The following is a 17,655-nucleotide window of genomic DNA, read 5'->3' as shown; positions in this document are numbered from 1 at the left end:
GGGGAATACAGCGATATTACTAGAACCTTAGCCTAAGGCACTTAATTCTAAACGTAATTGTTCAACTTGGGCATTAACAATCGGGTTCGGGTCATTGGTTAATGTCGGCAATAATTCCAAACAAATACGAGGACTCGCTTCTTTAAGGTAAGCCAAGACGGCTTCGCGGACAAAGCTATTGGGGTGACGTAAACAAACCAGCACAGCATCTTGTCCCAAACTCCAATGTTGAGCCTTTGCCAGGTGGAAACAGCAAGCGAGGAACCAGGGTGAAATGAAATGGCGCAGTTGGATCAAATGGCGGAGGCGATCGCCCGGTGCCATAACCTCATAGGGCAAAATTTGTTCGACACTGCGGAGTCCTAATAAATCGGCTTTTGTACCTGTGTCAAATAATTCGAGGAATAGGCGTTTCTGTGGCAAGTCAAGGGTATTGTCCAAAATCTCTAAACCGAGGGCAATACTCGATTGAGATTCTGAGTTGAGGTTAAGAATGGCTGCCTGAATCGCGCTAAGGGGATACAGCAGTTTCATTAATAAAAAGCACCGTTCAAAAACATCCTGTTTTGCACCATCCAGAGCTGCCCTTAGTAGATTCACTTCTTCTGAATCGATTTGGGGATTCGCAAAATCTTTTGCGGCCATATACATTTGCCCAAGGAAGAGTAATTCTTGATCGATTAATGTTTCGATACCAGAACGCCCTAGTCGCTCAAGTACTGCTTCAATCCCTTGCTCAGGAGGCATTTTGGAGATAACCCGCAGCAGATTACGGCGATCAATGCCCCAACTACTCATGAGACGTTGAATTAGAGCCTCAACAAGTTCCGGTGTTGCGATTTCTGCCATCACAGACCACACTTGCTGACGAGTAAATTCACTTTGTCGTGGGTCTTCGGAAACGTTAATTAAGAGTTCTGCCGCATCATTGCCCAGAGCCACCAAAGCTGTTTTTGCTGCTTCTCGGGTCGAACTAAACTGTAGACCTTTAATAAGAGAACCGTAATATTCGTCGAGACGTTTGTCGGCGATTAAACCGAGGAGAGCGCAGCGCACTTTCGCAGAGTCATCCTGCAGCAATTCGGGGATGTAAGTATGCACCAAGGTGGAATGGAGAGCATCGGGCAAAGATTCAACGCCCACCACTCGCTCCCTTTCTTTGTGAGAGTTGAGCATTTCCTCAAGGGTGTAGGTGGCTTCCCGTTTTTCCATGGTGCTGCCGCGCTGAATAATCAGGTTTGCCGCAGTACCGCGCACTAGGGGATCAACTCGTTCGTTGAGATAAGGTTTGAGGGTTTTTGCATCGAGATTTGGTTCACATAGCCATAGATAACGCAAAGCTAAAGCGAGTACGTCTAAGGGTGGTTTTTGCTCGATTAAATCCTGGACTTGTTCACGATATTCGGGTTTCGGCGATCACAACATTGACTCCAAGCTTTGGCGCTGGAGATTTGGTGTAAATTGATGCAACATCGGCGCGAGAACTTCGGAAAGGTTCATCGGGTCAATGCGATCAAGTAACTGAATACAAGACTTGCGATCGCTCTCTGTTTTACGTTCTTCGAGAGCTTGTACCACTGCCCGTTTAAAGGCATTCAGATCAATATTGCCAAAGCCGAGGCGGCCTTGCTCAGCTCCCTGTACCAACAAACTTACATAACTAGATCTCAAGAACCAGGCGCTGGCTGCCCAGATAACGGAGAAAAAGACGATGCCACCAACAAAAATACTCCCTTGGAGTTGCCGGAGAGTTTCTTCTGTCGCAGTATCGCCAAACATAATGTCGATAACGGCGATCGCCCCTAACAAAGCCGCTCCAGTGACCCCCGTCGTCAATGGCTCCGCAATTCCCTGCACCCATGTTTGAATAGAGCTCCTAATCTCCGAAGGCAGTGGCTGAAATAAAAATGGTTCGATCCCGGCGATCAAGGTGTAGCGCAATAATTCATCGAAAAATCGCAGGGTAATCGCACTAAAAAATAAAATCTGGGCACTATCAAACGACGCAAAAAAAAGTCGCTTATCCAGCAAGATCGTCCCCAAACCTAGTACTGAAAGCGATACAGGCAGAAACATTGCCGCGACAAATACCCCTAATCGTTCCACTGCACGACTGGAGACAAACCACTGGGTCAGTAGTTCAAAAAGCCCTAGAATTCCCGCAAAAAGCCCTAGAAATCCGGCAATATCGTCTCCTTGGAACTTAAGCTCCAACTCTCCAAGATATTGCACCTCCACAAGGAGATAAAGCACTTCTCCCATGATAAAAAATAGGAAGAGCGGCACAATGTAGCGCTTGAGGGATTTGGTCAGTTTGCGGCTCGTAAAGTCTGATTCAAATTCTTCTAAATCTTTAACCGGTGTATTGGGAAAGGCTTGTTTATACCGCTGGGTCAGGTAAAACAACATACCACCGCCCACCAAGATCATTCCTGACGCTGCGATCAGCATATTTTCTAAGCCGACAAACTTAAGAAAAATCGGCAAAGAAAAACCGGAAATAACGTCACCTAACAGCAAACCACTGGAAATGATTGGATAGGCACGTTTAATTTCGCGAATATTAAAAAGCTGGTTGGCGGCAACTTGCGAATTCAGATCATTGAGAATATCTTCGGCATCCATCCACAGTCGCAGTACAAATACTGTGACAAAGGCTAAAACCCCATCGAAATACTGCATATCGAGGCTAACTCGAAAAACCAGTAAAGGGAGTGCCATCAGCAGCACAATGAACATTAAGACGCGCTGTAATGCCCAATTATTTTGCAACCAAGAGTAGAGAAAGCCTAAACCGGAACCTAACATGGCGCTGACGATATAAATCATCGGCAACCAAGCTGCACCAAAACCCCCTTCTTCTGGAGGCAACAAAAATAACGCCGTGGTCGTTTGCTCCATCCACAACAAACCCACCGATGTCGCCGTATAGAACCCAAACATCAAAAGGGTACGTTCCCCTTCTTCTTGGCGGAGGTTTAGGGTCTGTAGGAGTTTTTGGGTCCAGTCGTTTTTGGCGCGAGGCCGGAGGGCTTGGGATTTCATAGGCGATGGATGCTACCTTGCCGGAAGAGCAGTCTGCTCTCCAGTTTATACCTTACCTAAGATTCCCGTATCCCCTATAATCCGTCACAATTATTGGCTTTCTGTCGGGTTGTACGCCGATTTTTGCCTTTTTTGAGAGGTTTACGGGGGATTACGTGGCGATCACCCCATCATTTTCTTGTTCTACCCATTGTGAACTAATCGTTTGTGACGGTTTCCGTGATTTTCTGAGCGATGGGGACTTGAGTTGAAACCATTGCTGCCATCAATTGATCTGGTGTGACATCGAAAGGCAAACGGTGAATATCAGACTGGGGTTGGCAAGTGATTTCAGCAGCGGTTTGAAGTTCCTGTAGCGTTATTGCGGATAAACCAAGATCTGCCAAGTTTTTTGGGAGGCCAATGGTTTGATAAAACTGTAAGAGTTGTTGACGGGCAGCACTGGCCAGCTGACTACCAAGACACATTTCCTCTAGACGGAGCTGCACCAAAATACCATAGGCGACTTTTTCCCCATGAAGGATGCTATGAGCTGCTTCAAGGTGAGTTAGGCCATTATGGACGGCATGGGCAGCAACGGTTCGGCAATTCGCGCCACCGAGACCTCCAATTACCCCAGCTAGTAAAACGCTTGCATCAACGACTTCTTGCCATTCTGGGCTATCAACATCGGCGATCGCCTGTTCTGATTTCTGAAATAAAATATCCCGCAAAACCCTAGCTTGTTGGACTGCGGCAATAGTCAGGGTATCCGTGGAATGGCCGCTACTCACTGATGCTTCATACCATTTGGCGATCGCATCGCCGATTCCAGCGACCAACGTGCGTTTTGGAGCTTGCTTAACAAGGCTATAGTCCAAAATTAAGAGATTGGGACAGTGACTGAGACCGACATCATATTGAAAAGCCCCAGCATCGGTATAAATATTTGAGAGCGCTGTCCAGGCTGCACAAGTTGCACCGGATGTGGGCATCGTAACAATTGGACAATTACGTTGATGGGCCAGTAGTTTTGCTGTGTCGAGTGCTTTGCCACCACCCACACCGATCACAAAATCAGCTTTGTGGGATTTGAATTTCTTGTTGAGCTGTTTGAGGGAAGCTTCTGAACAATCTGGATTATAGAAAGCTGTCTCTAGCTCTAAGGATTGTTCTTTTGCAATGGTTTCTAATGTCTCTCTTGTCACTGCCACAGAATGCTTGCCGCCAACAATGAGAGGACGTTTCCCCCAGTGGGCGATCGCCACCCCAGATTCGGATAAGACCTGTTGGCCTTTAATGACCTGAGCTGGGCCGACAAAAATTTGTATTGATGGCAAGACTGTTTGAGTCAGAGAGACATTTTCCATAATAAAAAAACTGAAAGCAAGACTAAAGCGCGATGATATTAATCGCTATCCCACCAACCTAACTAATTGGTTCGCTAGTTGGTAGCTTGGCGATGTTGTCCTCATAAATCTGGATGTCGAGATCCGCTGTTTCTCGTGCGGCGATCGCCCGACGAACTTGGCCGAGATAGATTGGCTCTGAAACACCAGGTTCAGGATGTTGAATTGTTCGTAACCGCACAGTAAAGCGATCATCTCCATTACCGATGCGACCATAGGAGAATAAATCACCAGACGCCTGTCTGAGAGTGGCATCCACTTCCGCAAGACTGATCTCTGGCTTTACCGACACAACCGCCAAATTAGAGCCATTGTCGTAAACCAAAGAATAACGAATTGAGCCTGGCACAACACTACGGCTAAATAAGCCCAAACCTAAGCCAAACAGACCGATCGTCAACACGATCATAAAACCTGTTGTGCCCACCAGTCGAAAGCGAATGCCCCACTTAAACAAAAAGCTGGTGATCGCCAAAACAGCAAACACGAGGGTCGCATAGGCTGACCATTGGGTGTACAACAAAAAATCAAGATTATCCATGGTTTAAAACAGAGCAGATTTAAACAGTTGTGCAGAGAAAAATTTTAAAGTGACTACCATTATCACGGAAACTGTCCGAATTAAAAAAACCAGCGAGGCGATCGCTGGTTAAACTCAAGCTTGTTGTTGTTTGCATCGAATAAATCTCAAACCTCGCGTTCCCAGCACGAAAGCCCGAAATATTTCTTTACATTAACTGTATCGTATCAGAACATACAGTTTTTGCAAGGGGATTAATCTGCGGCTTTTACTTTGCTTTTGGCTTTCGTACCATAGAGTCGTTCGAGATTAAGTGCTAAAACTCCAGCTGTTACGACGAGCATTCCGAGAACCTGTTGCCCGCTGAGCGTTTTGCCGATAATGATTAGAGACAAAATCGAAGTCAGTACAGGCCCAGTTGCACCGAAAATTGCAGAAATTGCAGCACCGATATAACTAACACCAATGTTATTCGCGAGGTAACTCAGTAAAGTTAATACCCCCAGGATCATACCGCTGAGCAATACACTGAAGCCTTTGCCTGGCTCAACACTGATAGACCAAGAATCGGGCATAAAGGGAGTAAAGGTAAGGAATAAACTAATACTCGCGAAGACCAAGATTGTTCCGAAATTAATCACACTAAATGGCACAGGGTGAATTTTTTTGGTGCAAGCCTGAATCAGAAGAACATGTACTGCAAAAGAAACCCCAGAAAAAATTGCGGCGAGGACACTGCCAAAGGGCAAGCTCAACTGGGCACCACCTGAAGGAGCAGAAATTAGTCCAACTCCTAAAACAACCACAAAAGCGACTAACCAACGGATATTGCTCGGTCTTTCCCCAAAGGACAACCAAGCAAGCAATAACGTCACAATTGGGAAGATGAAGAAGATTGTGATTGCAACCCCTGGCGATAGAGGGCCGAGGGCAGTGTAGATCAACACTTGTGAAAGGAAGAGCGCAAAACCACAACCTGCGACCTTCGCCATCAACATCCAATTGCGTTCCTCGAAAAACTTTTCGATGTCTTTAAAACTCGAAGGATGTAAGGATTTTGCGATCAGGCACATGACCGGCACGACAAAAATCATCCTAAGGAACAAGATTAAGAGCGAATTTCCGATCCCTGGCGAAATATAACCACCTGTTTTGATAAAGCCAAAAATAGAGCTTTGGTTCAGGATGATGCTGATAACAACGTTCTGAAGCGACAGGATCAGCGACGAGAACAGAATTAAGATTAAGCCGAGCTGCGGTTTTGAGAATGTAAGTTCTTTTTTGACCGGAGCCGTATCTTTCGGACTTGGGGTATAAACCTTTGGTTCTAAAGGTTCGTCTTGGATAATATCGGTTTGCTCATAACCGTAATCCGTCGTGGGCTGCATTGCCGTGGACTGCTGGACGGATGTTACTGGCGGCGGCGCAACGTAACGGGGTTGGCTATTGTTTAATTCTTCTTTGAGTCGATTAACTAGGGCATCAAGGATTGCTTCTCCTTGTTGCTCCAAGGTATACATCTGACTGAGTTGTTGGGACAGGGAGCTGTGGTAGCTATTCAGATCCAGCTGTAATGTTTTGAACGTACTGCGAAAAGTCTCATCTAGGTCTGAGATCAAACGATTTGCGTTGTTACTGTAGTTCTCTACCTGGGGACTACCATTGCTGTAGCTACTATTCGGGCTAGGGTTTGCGCTCTGTCTACTAACAATATTTCTGAGTTCGGCGGCCAGAGTTGGTGCCATCTGTTGCATCAGCGATCGCCGTTGTGCTTCAAGGGAGGAGATTTCCTGTTGAAGTTGGGTTTTGTGCTGCTGAAGTTGTTGGATTTCTCCTTGGAGTTGAGAGGTCAGGTTTTGTCGGAGTCTGTCTAGATCGGCATTGATCTGTTCCAGACGCGCCTCGGTACTGCCCGAACCCTGAGGAGAAGATTGATCTGATGGCATTAGCTCACTGTCCTGTGTGGTTAGATTTCGGGAAACTCCGTAAAACTACGTAGAGTCCGTCAAAATCAGTGATTTTTTAGGTTTTTCCTACTTTTAAGCAAAGCATATCGGAAAAGTTGCCCTCATTGTAGGGGAGGTTCTGATTCTGTGACTAGCTTTTTTTGTTGATATTTACGTTAGTCAAAGTACTTCATCTCAAATTTTTCTATATCGTTCCATAGAGGTGGCGATCGCCTTGTTTAATATCGTTGTAAATACAGAACAAATCTTGGGGCTTGGTATGGGACGAGAGATTGCGGTAACGCAACAGAATTTTGTGGAGGATGTATTGACTGCATCCCATGAAACAGTCGTGTTAGTGGATTTTTATGCGACGTGGTGTGGCCCCTGTCAACTGCTAAAACCGATTCTTCAATCGCTGCACCAGGAATATGATTTCATCTTGGCGACAGTGGATATTGACAAAAATAAAGAGCTTGCTGATGAGTATGGCGTTGAAGGGGTGCCCGATGTGCGTGTGGTAACCCAGGGCAAATTGATTCCAGGTTTCGTTGGAGTATTGGAAGAGGGCAAAATTCGGGAATTATTGGAAAATCTTCAGCTTCAGTCTTCTCTCTCCGCATTGCTGACACAACTAAAAGCTGAGCAAGCGGCTAATAATTTACCTGCTGCCAAAGGCATTCTGGATCAGTTGTTTCAGAGTTATCCAAAGCATCCGAAAGTGGCGATCGCCGCGGCTGAGTTTCTGATTTCCCTTGGCAAAATTGAACAAGCAACCCAATTACTGAATACGATTGCTCCAGACCAGACTGAATATTTAGCGATCGCTGATCAGTTGAGGGCGCGGATTTTTGTGCACAACATTGCTCAACTGGAAGTCCAGTCAGAATTGGATGAGAAGTATGTTGGTGCAGCTAAACAAGCTTTAGCCGAACGATATGAGTCAGCATTGACTGCTTTACTCGATATTGTGAAGGGTGATCGCCGTTACCAAAATGACGGAGCCCGCAAAGCAATGTTGGTAATTTTTGTCCTTCTCGGTCAAACCCATCCCCTCACCCAAAAATTTCAACAACAACTAATGCTTACTCTGTATTAACCTTGAAGCATTAACCCCCAATCATGGCTGCACTACCCTACTAATTCAGATTTCAACATCATTAGATATCTGGTAATTCCCGAGAAACATCATGGTTGACACTCTACCTACCACTGAGCAAGACACACTTCCCGACATGAAAAAAACGGCATCTCGCAACCGCTGGGCGATTTCATGGCAAGCCCTCTTTGCTAGTTTGATGTTTCTCTATATGTATCTCCCAATTTTTGTATTGGGTTTCTATAGCTTTAATGAATCTGCCTACAGTAGTTCTTGGCAAGGCTTTTCACTGAAGTGGTATGGCATCCTCTTTCAAGATCAGCGGGTCTTTACTGCTCTCCAAAAAAGCTTAACTGTTGCTCTGGTCTCTGTGGCGATCGCCGCCGTCGTAGGTACGATGATGGCCGTGGGTCTCGCAAAATATCGTTTTCCAGGGCGTACTTTATATGTTGGGATTTCCTATTTACCGTTAATTGTGCCGGATATTGCGATTGCCGTCGCAACCCTAGTATTCCTTGCGGTCATTGGATTACCCCTCAGCCTTTGGACGATTATTGCTGCTCATGTTGTATTCTGCTTGGCCTATGTGGCGATCGTTGTCTCCTCACGTTTAGCAGGCCTTGATCCCAACCTTGAAGAAGCGGCCCTTGACCTTGGTGCATCACCAACTCAAGCATTTATTAAAGTGCTCTTGCCGGAACTTGCTCCCGCGATTTTAGCTGGATGCTTACTGTCATTTGTCCTGAGCATGGATGACTTTCTTATCTCTAGCTTTACCGCTGGCACAGGCTCGACAACTTTGCCGATGGAGATCTTTAGCCGGATTCGAACAGGCGTGAAACCTGACATTAATGCTCTCAGCGTATTGCTGATTTTAGTGTCGGGAGTTGTGGCTTGTGTGGCCGAATATTTGCGTTATCAAGGCGAAAAACGCCGTCTCCGTTAAAGGTTCTCTCTACAAACTCTCATCTACGCTATAACCATAAATCCACTGGGAATATGGATGAAATTGCTAAAAAATCAGAAGGGCTTGAACATTTGTATTACAAACAGCAAACATCTGTTACAGATCTTGACACTTGCCCAGTGGGGTAGGGGTGTGGTGATAGCATTTGCGAAACACCCTTTATTTAATAAAGATTTTTGAGCATGTCTAACGAGCTTACTGGAAAAACACCGAAATTCGGTGGCAGCACGGGTGGTCTTCTCTCCGCTGCTGACAGAGAAGAAAAATATGCTATCACTTGGTCTAGCAAGTCTGAGCAAGTGTTTGAACTGCCTACTGGTGGTGCTGCAATTATGAACTCTGGCGATAACTTGATGTACTTCGCGCGTAAGGAACAGTGCCTTGCCCTCGGAACTCAACTTAAAACCCAACTAAAGCCTAAAATCAGAGACTATAAAATTTATCGTGTTTACCCCTCTGGTGAAACACAGTTCCTTTATCCCCTCGATGGTAAGCCTTCAGAGAAGGTAAATGAAGGTCGTGAGTATAACGGCAAAGTTGCCCGTAATATCGGTAGTAATCCTGAGCCTGCAAAACTTAAGTTCTCTGGTACTGAGCCTTATGAAGCTTAGATCTTTACGACGCTAAAAAGACCTAAGAGAATTGTTTGCGGAAGTGAATTGTTTGCTGTATGTCACAGGCTGCATATTGATCTAGTCTGGCGATCGCCTATAGTTGCTAGATTGATAAATAAAGTCTGATATGATGAGAGGCTGAACAATAGAGCTTCCGCTTTGTTGTGAGTAAGCATTTCCATTATTTTTCAGTTTGATTGTTTCCATGTCCGTTATGGCGGCTAGGTGGAGCATGATCTTTGCAGAGACTTATGATTTTTCCTGATTTCGAGCAGTTTTGTCATCTCAGTAAACAGGGCAATTTTATTCCGGTGTATCAGGAATGGGTTGCTGATCTCGAAACACCAGTCTCCGCTTGGTATAAGGTTTGTGCAGATCATCCTTATAATTTTCTTCTTGAATCGGTAGAGGGTGGGGAAAATATTAGCCGTTATAGTTTTCTCGGTTGTGATCCAGTTTGGATTTTAGAAAATAGGGGCGATCGCACGGTACAGAAATTTCGAAATGGCCAGGAGGAGATTTTCGCTGGCAATCCCTTTGATGTCCTAAAAAATTGCTTGGCGAGTATTCATCCTGTGACTTTGCCAGAGCTCCCTTCCGGTATTGGTGGCCTATTTGGCATGTGGGGCTACGAGTTGATGCGTTGGATCGAGTCGCGTGTCCCTGTGTTCGACCGTCAAGACGATGATTTGCCAGATGGTCTCTGGATGCAAGTCGATAATCTAATTATTTTTGATCAGGTTAAGCGTAAAATCTGGGCGATTACCTATGCTGATTTGCGGGATCCTGAGACCTCTCCAGAAGAGGCTTACCAAGAGGCCTGCGATCGCGTTACAAAGTTGGTCGTTAAACTAAAGTTGCCATTGCCGATTGCTGCGAAGCCATTAGAGTGGACCGACTCGAAAACAAAAGAGCCTCTCGCTTACGACAGCAACACTTCAAAAGACTTGTTCTGCGACAACGTTCGGAAAGCTAAAGATTACATCAAGGCTGGTGATATTTTCCAAGCTGTATTGTCTCAGCGATTAAAAACTCGGTATGACGGTCATCCTTTTGATCTATACCGTTCATTGCGCCTGATCAATCCGTCTCCTTATATGTCTTTCTATAACTTTGGGGATTGGCAGCTCATTGGCTCTAGTCCCGAAATTATGGTGAAGGCAGAGCAAAATCCTGACGGTAAATTAGAAGCTGTATTGCGCCCCATTGCAGGGACTCGTCCGCGCGGGCAGAACCATGCAGAAGATGTGGCTTTCGAAAAGGATTTACTTGCAGATCCTAAGGAGATTGCTGAGCATGTCATGCTCGTTGATCTGGGTCGTAATGATCTGGGCCGAGTGTGTAAAAAAGGTTCGGTGACTGTCGGGGATTTGATGGTGATCGAGCGCTATTCCCACGTGATGCACATTGTTAGTAATGTCATTGGGGAACTCGATCCAGAGCAATCAGCTTGGGATTTGTTGCAGGCTTGTTTCCCTGCAGGAACCGTTAGTGGTGCACCAAAAATTCGGGCGCTAGAAATTATTAACGAGTTAGAACCGGAACGCCGCGGCCCTTATTCGGGGGTTTATGGCTATTACGATTTTGAGGGTCAACTTAATACTGCTATCACTATCCGCACAATGATCGTGCGATCGCAAGGCAAGAGTCATGATGTGTTTGTTCAAGCAGGCGCAGGTATTGTAGCGGACTCGGAGCCAGAACGAGAATATCAAGAAACGCTTGATAAAGCGCGAGGCATGTTAGAAGCAATTCGTTGTCTACAGGCTTAATCTCAAAGTGAATTGTAGACATTTTAATCCCCTTAATCATGGTGATTGACGGGACTTTTGTTAGAGAAGCCAACTTCTATTTTTGTATGGGTTTTATTTTGGGATTCGCGTCGCATGATATAAACCCTAGTGAAATTATGGAATAAAAAGGATAAAAAAATGCCGAGAGAAAATTTTTCTTCTGGGTCAAATTGGGAGCCAATTATTGGCTATTCGAGAGCGGTAAAAGTCGGGTCTTATATTCACGTTTCAGGGACAACTGCTTCTGGTAAAGATGGTGAATTGGTCGGTGTTGGTGATGTGCGAGTTCAGACCGTTCAATGTTTAGAGAATATTCAGGCTGCGTTGGAAAAAGCTGGTGCATCGATGACTGATGTGGTGCGCACCAGAATGTATGTGGTGAATATTGATGACTGGGAAGCGATTGGTAAGGCCCATGGAGAATTTTTCTCGGATATTCGGCCTGCAACGGCAATGGTTGAGGTGAGTAAGCTGATTTCGCCTGACATCCTGATCGAGATTGAAGCGGATGCCTACGTCGGTGAATAAAGGATGAGTATTTTGGGCAACACTTGATTATTTTTGTGGACGGACAATCCCAAAGACTGATGTGTAGCCATGTAAAAAGGTGCGATCGCCGACAGGGCCGATTTCACCATTGCAGAAAAATCCACCGATATTGGGATTAGGTAAATAGGATGCGAGTTTATTTGCATCAAAATTAAGTTCGCCATATAGTCCTTTGCCTCGTCCCATACAAGAAAACATCAACACACCAAAAGGTTCTTGGAAATTGGATTCTTGTTCGCGATATTGCTTGAGAAGTACTGTTAAATCTTCGGCAGAAGTTTCAGCATCTCTTAAATGAAATTGGATGCGCTGTCCAGGACGAATGCGATCGCCAATAGCCATTGCTCCTACTTTCGGGTCGACACCGAGTAAATTGCGTACTAAAAAATCACCATGGATGAGTTTTTGTTTGAAAGCATCCATCGCAATGCCAATAAATAAGGAATCCTGAGCGAGCACTTGGTCATCATCATCGAGGCTGGCGATCAGAGACTGCAACATTTTGAGTGGTGATTTGGTTGTCGTCTCGTTCTCACTTTCCAAGGAGAGTTCGGTGATAATATTTCTCTCGCATTCAGAGACTTGATACACTTCCCCGATTGGTCGGCAACCCTGCGCCACAATGGCATCGATTTTGATATTGCCTGTGATTGCTACGCCCACAGTTCCTTCCCGAAACATTGGCGATCGCCCTTGATCTTGAACATAGCAAAATAGGCCATTTGTGCGACCCATACCACCAGAGCTTGCTAATCCTCCGACCTTCACTGCATTGGGATAAGCAAAATCTAGTCCTGCCAGCAAGTCATTAATGTTGGAAGAAAAGGGGTCTGCAAAAATAATAAAATCCGGTTCTTCACTACTTTCAACGCTGAAAATACTGGTCCAACGATCAGGTGAACTATCGAGGTCAGGGATATCTTTGTCGATTAGTTGAAACGGCTTAATGGTGACATCGGGCAGATGAGCGACGGTCAAACTTAGAGCTGGACGGTCTTCCAATTCTTGTGGTTGATTATTATCATCCGTGCCGATAATGCTCGCACCACCGCAACCCACCAAAACTTTCATGGGTAGCATTTCAGTGAGAAGAGGCACAACCCGCGAATATTCACTAGTAAAAGCTGAGGAAATAAACACAATGCCCAGATCTGCTGTGCCCGTTAATTTTGGTTTGATCTGATCCACAACCTCGGCGATCGCCCCCTCTAGGGATGCGCGGGTCGACAATGCGTTGAGCCATTGAAATTGGTCAGTCATAGTTTTTCCTCAGCAGCGGCAATAGATAAGTTCGACGGGGCAAGCGGGACTCTGTATGAAGTGTAACGAGTTTCCCTGACTGCATTAGACAGTAAAGCGAGGCAAGACAAGCTTAATGTATTGATCCTTTAACATACCACTACAATCCTTTTGCGGAAATACCTAGCAATAGTCACTTTTCCCTCAGACCAAGAACGCAAAATTCAGGATTTTGGCATTGTGGCAAAAGTCCATAAAGAAAAATCGATTCTATCCTTGGCGAATTCCCAAAAAATGGGTAGCGATCGCCCCTTTCAAGGAAGCACGGGAGGATAAGGCATTAATCTATTGGAATTGATCTGTAAATAAACTCGAATATTTAAGTTGTTTTGAAAATCTCAATTCATATAGTCTGCTTTTTCTCACGCCAACAACTCTTTTTTTACATTGCTTGGATACGATATAGCTCCTCAAGATACCCTTCACGTATCCAGCATTTATGTCTATAAAGTTGTTTGTATCCAGTCTCTTTTTGAATGAAATTATTAACGGTTTTAGGATGAAAACATTCATGATTAATACTAAGGAAGAAATCAGTTGTAATCCTTCTGATTTGAACCAAATATTCTTGAATTAAGTTGTCATCTATTTCAGGCAAGCTATCTTGATTTATTGTTAATTTATAATTTTTATGTTTGAGATTAACACATTCCCAATATGGCAATATTTTGATAGATCCTGAACTATTTGATTCTCCATAAAGAACAACGTCATCAAGTCCTATGGAGTGTAAAAGATAATGTCCAGCTAACAAGCAAGTTATTGGCAAATCTAGCAAAGTATAATCTAATATGCCTAAACGTCTAGAATACATAGCTGTGATGCCAATTCCACCTCCAAGTTCACAAACTCTTCCTTGACAATTAGTTAATTTCGCAATTCTTATAGCACTGTATAAACCGTGAATATGTCTATAGTGAAATAAACCTTTGTCAGTAGTTAAGCCATCAGTATGGATTATATTCAATGGAGGAGAAATTGAAATATTCAATACTTGTTCTATATCATTTATTAGCTGATCAACATTTACTTGCAAATTGTTTCCCCAAGGACCATTCTCTGGGTTTTCAAAACGTAATATACCTAATGATTCACCAAGACACACTAATTTATCTAGATAAGTTAATGAAACTTGTTTGGGATCAAGATTTCTATTGTATCCATCTATACAAGTGGTAACTCCCCCAAACCAAACAAAGGACTTGCCGAAATCCCTTAAGTAGTCGGCTAGTTTTTTTGCATTGCCTTTGTCTATTGCTTCCATTAAATCAGGTAATTCGTCGCGAAGTATGCCTGTCCATAAATCTTCTCCATTACGATTTAAGTTCGATTTTTTTTCATCACCTAAAGATTGGTGATAAGCATTAAGAAGTCTTTCTGCAACTTTAATTCTGTTTGGATTGTCTAGCGCTTCTTCAGACCCTATACGAGTATTTGGTAGTGGATGAATTGCTGGGTGAGAGAGAAGTCGCTCTGTTGAAAAATCATCCAATGAATTAAATAATGCAGGACTTCGTGAATGAGTTATTAGATTTTTCAATCTTTCAATTTGTTCTTCTTTTGAAGTCACCTCTAACCTCAATGATTGGACTTGATCAACATAACGGCGAATATAAGGAATTGATAAGAGTGATTGTTTGATGATGTGTTTGATATTCATGATTTAAAAATAAATTTTAAAATCTAGTAAATGAGTAAGTAATGAAAATGATACTGAAAGAGATCGATTGATTGAATTAAAAATGCACAATGAAATTCTTGTTGAATTAAATGGTGTAGTTGTACAAATAAAAATAATTGGAGTTGTGCTATGTCATTATTTATTGTCTGACTCTTCTTTGATTATTTACTATAATTTGACATTTGAATTTCTATTGAATCAATTTCTTTGTATTTTACAACTTAACAACTATTGTGATCTTTTGTCTCAAAATCAGAGTTTATCGTATCCTATTTCGTGAGAAAAAATAGAGGTTTTAGCCTTTCACTAGGACAGGCATAGACTCTAGAAAAGATGTTTAATAATTAAAAGAAGGATAGAGGAGAATTATGAAATATCCAGCATGTCTATCGGAAAGAAATTATCAAAATATATGTTGTCTAGGGAAACAAAATTATATTTGTGTAGACTGTTCCTCTCAGTTTGTTGCCTATCCAAAGGCCTATCAGGATTATAGCGATGAAATGTGTCGTCATATCTACGCTAAAAATGTCAGCATTAGAGCGTAGAAACAAGTGGCGATCACCCATTGATTTCCTGAGAAGCGTTACAACAGATAAGGTGAATTTTCTCTGACCCGCATATGTTTAAAGTTCTTCGTCCCCTACTGATGTCCCTTTGCCTTGCTATTTTGCTGTGGTTTCCAGCAAATGATGCCCTAGCGCTTGGCGGTAAACAGCCGGATTTAAACGCCCCAGCCCCTGAATTTACGCTGTTAGGCAATAACGGTGATGGTGATATCGATGAATTTTCCCTCAGTGATTATCTCGGTCAATGGGTGGTTCTTTACTTCTATCCCCAAGACTTTACACCTGGTTGTACTCTTGAGGCACAGCGCTTTCAGCAGGATTTACCGAAATATAATGAGCGCGATGTGCAAATCCTCGGTGTCAGCGTAGATGATGTGGATTCCCATGAGCAATTTTGCGATGCTGAAGGTCTTAAATTCCCCCTTCTTGCGGATGCTAAAGGTGAAGTGAGCAAAAGCTATGGCTCCTATCTAACAGGTTATTCTCTGCGCCATACTTATCTCATTGATCCTAAAGGTCTTTTGCAGAAAATCTATCTCGGTGTAAACCCTGCAATCCATAGCCAAGAAGTCCTTGCAGACCTTGATTCTCTAACCGCAAATTCCTAAACTTACCTCCCCCAATGGGGTAAAATCAGCTAGTTAAACGTTTGTCCACATCGTTGTTTTAGAAAAGAAGATTCCTCCATGATTCACGATATTTTCATGCCCGCCCTCAGCTCCACGATGACCGAAGGAAAGATCGTCTCTTGGACTAAGTCACCGGGCGATAAAGTTGCTAAAGGTGAAACCGTTGTCGTGGTGGAATCTGATAAGGCTGATATGGATGTGGAGTCTTTTAATGAAGGATTCCTCGCAGCAATTGTTGTTGAAGCTGGTGATGAAGCGCCTGTTGGTTCGGCGATCGCCCTGATTGCAGAAACCGAGGCAGAAATCGAAGAAGCAAAGCAAAAAGCGGCAGCCTTAAAAAATGGTGCTGGTAGTACTCCGGCTCCCGCAGCAGCTCCGGCTCCAGTCGCAGCTCCACCCCCCGCTCCTGCACCTGTTGCAGCTCCTGCTCCAGTGGCAGCATCAGCACCTGCGCCTGTGGTAAATGAAGGCAGAATTGTTGCTTCTCCCAGAGCAAAGAAGCTTGCAAAACAATTTAGTGTTGACCTTAAGGCTGTTGCTGGTAGTGGCCCTCACGGTCGGATTATTGCTCAGGACGTTGAAGCGGCGGCGGGTAAAGCTCCCACTGCTCCAGCGGCAACTGCAACAACCACTGCGGCGATCGCCTCTGCACCTACTCCTGCCGCAAAAGCAGTTCCGGCACCGGCACCTGCGGCATCCGTTACTCCCGGCGAAGTTGTTCCCCTCAATACTCTTCAGCAGGCAGTCGTTCGCAACATGAACGCAAGTCTCGAAGTTCCAACTTTCCACGTTTCCTACGACATCGCAACTGACAAGCTCGATGCACTCTACAAGCAAATTAAGAGCAAGGGCGTAACTATGACTGGCCTCCTCGCGAAGGCTGTCGCTGTTACTCTCCAGAAGCATCCCGTTGTGAATGCAAGTTTTGGTGATAATGCCATCAAATACAGCAATGGCATCAATATCGCAGTAGCTGTGGCAATGCCCGATGGCGGTTTGATTACCCCTGTGCTCCAAGGCGCTGATCAAATGGATATTTATTCTCTATCTCGCAAGTGGAAAGATCTCGTATCCCGCGCCCGCTCGAAGCAACTCCAGCCTGATGAGTACAGCACTGGCACATTTACTCTTTCTAACCTCGGGATGTTTGGTGTAAGTAGCTTCGATGCAATTTTGCCTCCGGGAACTGGTTCTATCCTTGCGATTGGCGGAGCACAGCCTAAGGTGGTTGCGACGGCAGATGGTCTATTCGGCGTAAAGAAGTCCATGACAGTGAATATCACCTGTGACCACCGCGTTATTTACGGTGCAGATGCTGCGGCATTCCTGAAGGACTTTGCAGACCTCATCGAGAACAATACTCACTCTCTAACGCTCTAAATCTAAAAAGTATTTTGAAAAGCTAGGTGCGGCGATCGCCTGATTTGTCACCCTACAATTATTTCATTTTCCAAGAGTAGGCTCCTCAAATATGAGGAGCTTTTTTATTGCGAGGATAGCGAAGGTAATGAGCTCAGTAATTTTATGATTTTCACTATGAGTAAATACTCAATAAA

14 protein-coding genes are annotated in these 17,655 nt (G+C 44.3%); 7 read left to right on the top strand and 7 right to left on the bottom strand.

What is annotated here, in order from left to right:
• Window positions 1-27: 27 nt before the first annotated feature.
• The 5 genes from LEPTO7376_RS28385 to LEPTO7376_RS11025 all read right to left on the bottom strand — a co-directional run bounded on the left by LEPTO7376_RS28385 (window position 28) and on the right by LEPTO7376_RS11025 (window position 6,899).
• Window positions 28-1,338, bottom strand: a complete 1,311-nt coding sequence (locus tag LEPTO7376_RS28385; protein WP_216700293.1) for a HEAT repeat domain-containing protein — start codon at window positions 1,336-1,338, stop codon at window positions 28-30.
• Between the two features lie 78 nt (window positions 1,339-1,416).
• Window positions 1,417-3,045 carry an NTP/NDP exchange transporter gene (locus LEPTO7376_RS28380; protein WP_216700292.1) on the bottom strand — a complete coding sequence of 543 codons (1,629 nt, stop codon included), beginning with the start codon at window positions 3,043-3,045 and terminating at the stop codon, window positions 1,417-1,419.
• A 197-nt stretch (window positions 3,046-3,242) separates the two neighbouring features.
• Window positions 3,243-4,394: an iron-containing alcohol dehydrogenase family protein gene (locus LEPTO7376_RS11035; RefSeq protein WP_015134258.1), complete on the bottom strand. Its 1,152-nt coding sequence runs from the start codon at window positions 4,392-4,394 to the stop codon at window positions 3,243-3,245.
• 58 nt (window positions 4,395-4,452) lie between these two features.
• The gene (locus LEPTO7376_RS11030; RefSeq protein WP_015134257.1) at window positions 4,453-4,974 is read right to left on the bottom strand and encodes a Ycf51 family protein; all 522 of its coding nucleotides are present in this window, start codon (window positions 4,972-4,974) and stop codon (window positions 4,453-4,455) included.
• A 233-nt stretch (window positions 4,975-5,207) separates the two neighbouring features.
• A complete protein-coding gene (locus LEPTO7376_RS11025) occupies window positions 5,208-6,899 on the bottom strand; it encodes a DMT family transporter (RefSeq protein ID WP_015134256.1) in 1,692 nt (563 codons plus the stop codon).
• Window positions 6,900-7,134: 235 nt separating this feature from the next.
• Between LEPTO7376_RS11025 and LEPTO7376_RS11020 the strand changes: the two genes are divergently transcribed.
• The 5 genes from LEPTO7376_RS11020 (at window position 7,135) to LEPTO7376_RS11000 (ending at window position 11,900) form a co-directional block, all read left to right on the top strand.
• A complete protein-coding gene (locus LEPTO7376_RS11020; protein WP_225901202.1) occupies window positions 7,135-7,998 on the top strand; it encodes a tetratricopeptide repeat protein in 864 nt (287 codons plus the stop codon).
• 91 nt (window positions 7,999-8,089) lie between these two features.
• Complete coding sequence (locus LEPTO7376_RS11015) at window positions 8,090-8,944, top strand: ABC transporter permease (protein WP_015134254.1); 855 nt, start codon at window positions 8,090-8,092, stop codon at window positions 8,942-8,944.
• A 203-nt stretch (window positions 8,945-9,147) separates the two neighbouring features.
• Window positions 9,148-9,576: a photosystem I reaction center subunit II PsaD gene (locus tag LEPTO7376_RS11010; protein WP_015134252.1), complete on the top strand. Its 429-nt coding sequence runs from the start codon at window positions 9,148-9,150 to the stop codon at window positions 9,574-9,576.
• A 254-nt stretch (window positions 9,577-9,830) separates the two neighbouring features.
• Complete coding sequence (gene trpE, locus LEPTO7376_RS11005; RefSeq protein ID WP_015134251.1) at window positions 9,831-11,351, top strand: anthranilate synthase component I; 1,521 nt, start codon at window positions 9,831-9,833, stop codon at window positions 11,349-11,351.
• 159 nt (window positions 11,352-11,510) lie between these two features.
• Window positions 11,511-11,900, top strand: a complete 390-nt coding sequence (locus tag LEPTO7376_RS11000) for a RidA family protein (RefSeq protein ID WP_015134250.1) — start codon at window positions 11,511-11,513, stop codon at window positions 11,898-11,900.
• A gap of 27 nt (window positions 11,901-11,927) precedes the next feature.
• Here LEPTO7376_RS11000 and LEPTO7376_RS10995 read toward each other — a convergent pair whose 3' ends face one another.
• Window positions 11,928-13,181: an FIST N-terminal domain-containing protein gene (locus LEPTO7376_RS10995; protein ID WP_015134249.1), complete on the bottom strand. Its 1,254-nt coding sequence runs from the start codon at window positions 13,179-13,181 to the stop codon at window positions 11,928-11,930.
• Between the two features lie 421 nt (window positions 13,182-13,602).
• Window positions 13,603-14,880, bottom strand: coding sequence for a putative sugar O-methyltransferase (locus LEPTO7376_RS23540; RefSeq protein WP_015134248.1), 1,278 nt, complete (start codon window positions 14,878-14,880; stop codon window positions 13,603-13,605).
• A gap of 643 nt (window positions 14,881-15,523) precedes the next feature.
• Here LEPTO7376_RS23540 and LEPTO7376_RS10980 point away from each other — a divergent pair.
• Both LEPTO7376_RS10980 and LEPTO7376_RS10975 read left to right on the top strand, forming a co-directional pair.
• Window positions 15,524-16,078 (top strand): peroxiredoxin, encoded by a 555-nt coding sequence (locus LEPTO7376_RS10980; RefSeq protein ID WP_015134245.1) that lies wholly within the window; start codon window positions 15,524-15,526, stop codon window positions 16,076-16,078.
• 78 nt (window positions 16,079-16,156) lie between these two features.
• Window positions 16,157-17,479, top strand: coding sequence for a dihydrolipoamide acetyltransferase family protein (locus tag LEPTO7376_RS10975; protein ID WP_015134244.1), 1,323 nt, complete (start codon window positions 16,157-16,159; stop codon window positions 17,477-17,479).
• Window positions 17,480-17,655: the final 176 nt, after the last annotated feature.

The organism is [Leptolyngbya] sp. PCC 7376 (assembly GCF_000316605.1).
In the GTDB taxonomy this organism is placed as follows: domain Bacteria; phylum Cyanobacteriota; class Cyanobacteriia; order Cyanobacteriales; family MRBY01; genus MRBY01.
This window is presented reverse-complemented; position numbering and strand designations above follow the sequence as displayed.

Bases quoted from the DNA above. Each gene is read 5' to 3' on its own strand.
- LEPTO7376_RS28380 (WP_216700292.1), bottom strand. From the start codon at position 3,045: ATGAAATCCCAAGCCCTCCGGCCTCGCGCCAAAAACGACTGGACCCAA.
- LEPTO7376_RS11035 (WP_015134258.1), bottom strand. From the start codon at position 4,394: ATGGAAAATGTCTCTCTGACTCAAACAGTCTTGCCATCAATACAAATT.
- LEPTO7376_RS11030 (WP_015134257.1), bottom strand. From the start codon at position 4,974: ATGGATAATCTTGATTTTTTGTTGTACACCCAATGGTCAGCCTATGCG.
- LEPTO7376_RS11025 (WP_015134256.1), bottom strand. From the start codon at position 6,899: ATGCCATCAGATCAATCTTCTCCTCAGGGTTCGGGCAGTACCGAGGCG.
- LEPTO7376_RS11015 (WP_015134254.1), top strand. From the start codon at position 8,090: ATGGTTGACACTCTACCTACCACTGAGCAAGACACACTTCCCGACATG.
- LEPTO7376_RS11010 (WP_015134252.1), top strand. From the start codon at position 9,148: ATGTCTAACGAGCTTACTGGAAAAACACCGAAATTCGGTGGCAGCACG.
- trpE (WP_015134251.1), top strand. From the start codon at position 9,831: ATGATTTTTCCTGATTTCGAGCAGTTTTGTCATCTCAGTAAACAGGGC.
- LEPTO7376_RS11000 (WP_015134250.1), top strand. From the start codon at position 11,511: ATGCCGAGAGAAAATTTTTCTTCTGGGTCAAATTGGGAGCCAATTATT.
- LEPTO7376_RS10995 (WP_015134249.1), bottom strand. From the start codon at position 13,181: ATGACTGACCAATTTCAATGGCTCAACGCATTGTCGACCCGCGCATCC.
- LEPTO7376_RS23540 (WP_015134248.1), bottom strand. From the start codon at position 14,880: ATGAATATCAAACACATCATCAAACAATCACTCTTATCAATTCCTTAT.
- LEPTO7376_RS10980 (WP_015134245.1), top strand. From the start codon at position 15,524: ATGTTTAAAGTTCTTCGTCCCCTACTGATGTCCCTTTGCCTTGCTATT.
- LEPTO7376_RS10975 (WP_015134244.1), top strand. From the start codon at position 16,157: ATGATTCACGATATTTTCATGCCCGCCCTCAGCTCCACGATGACCGAA.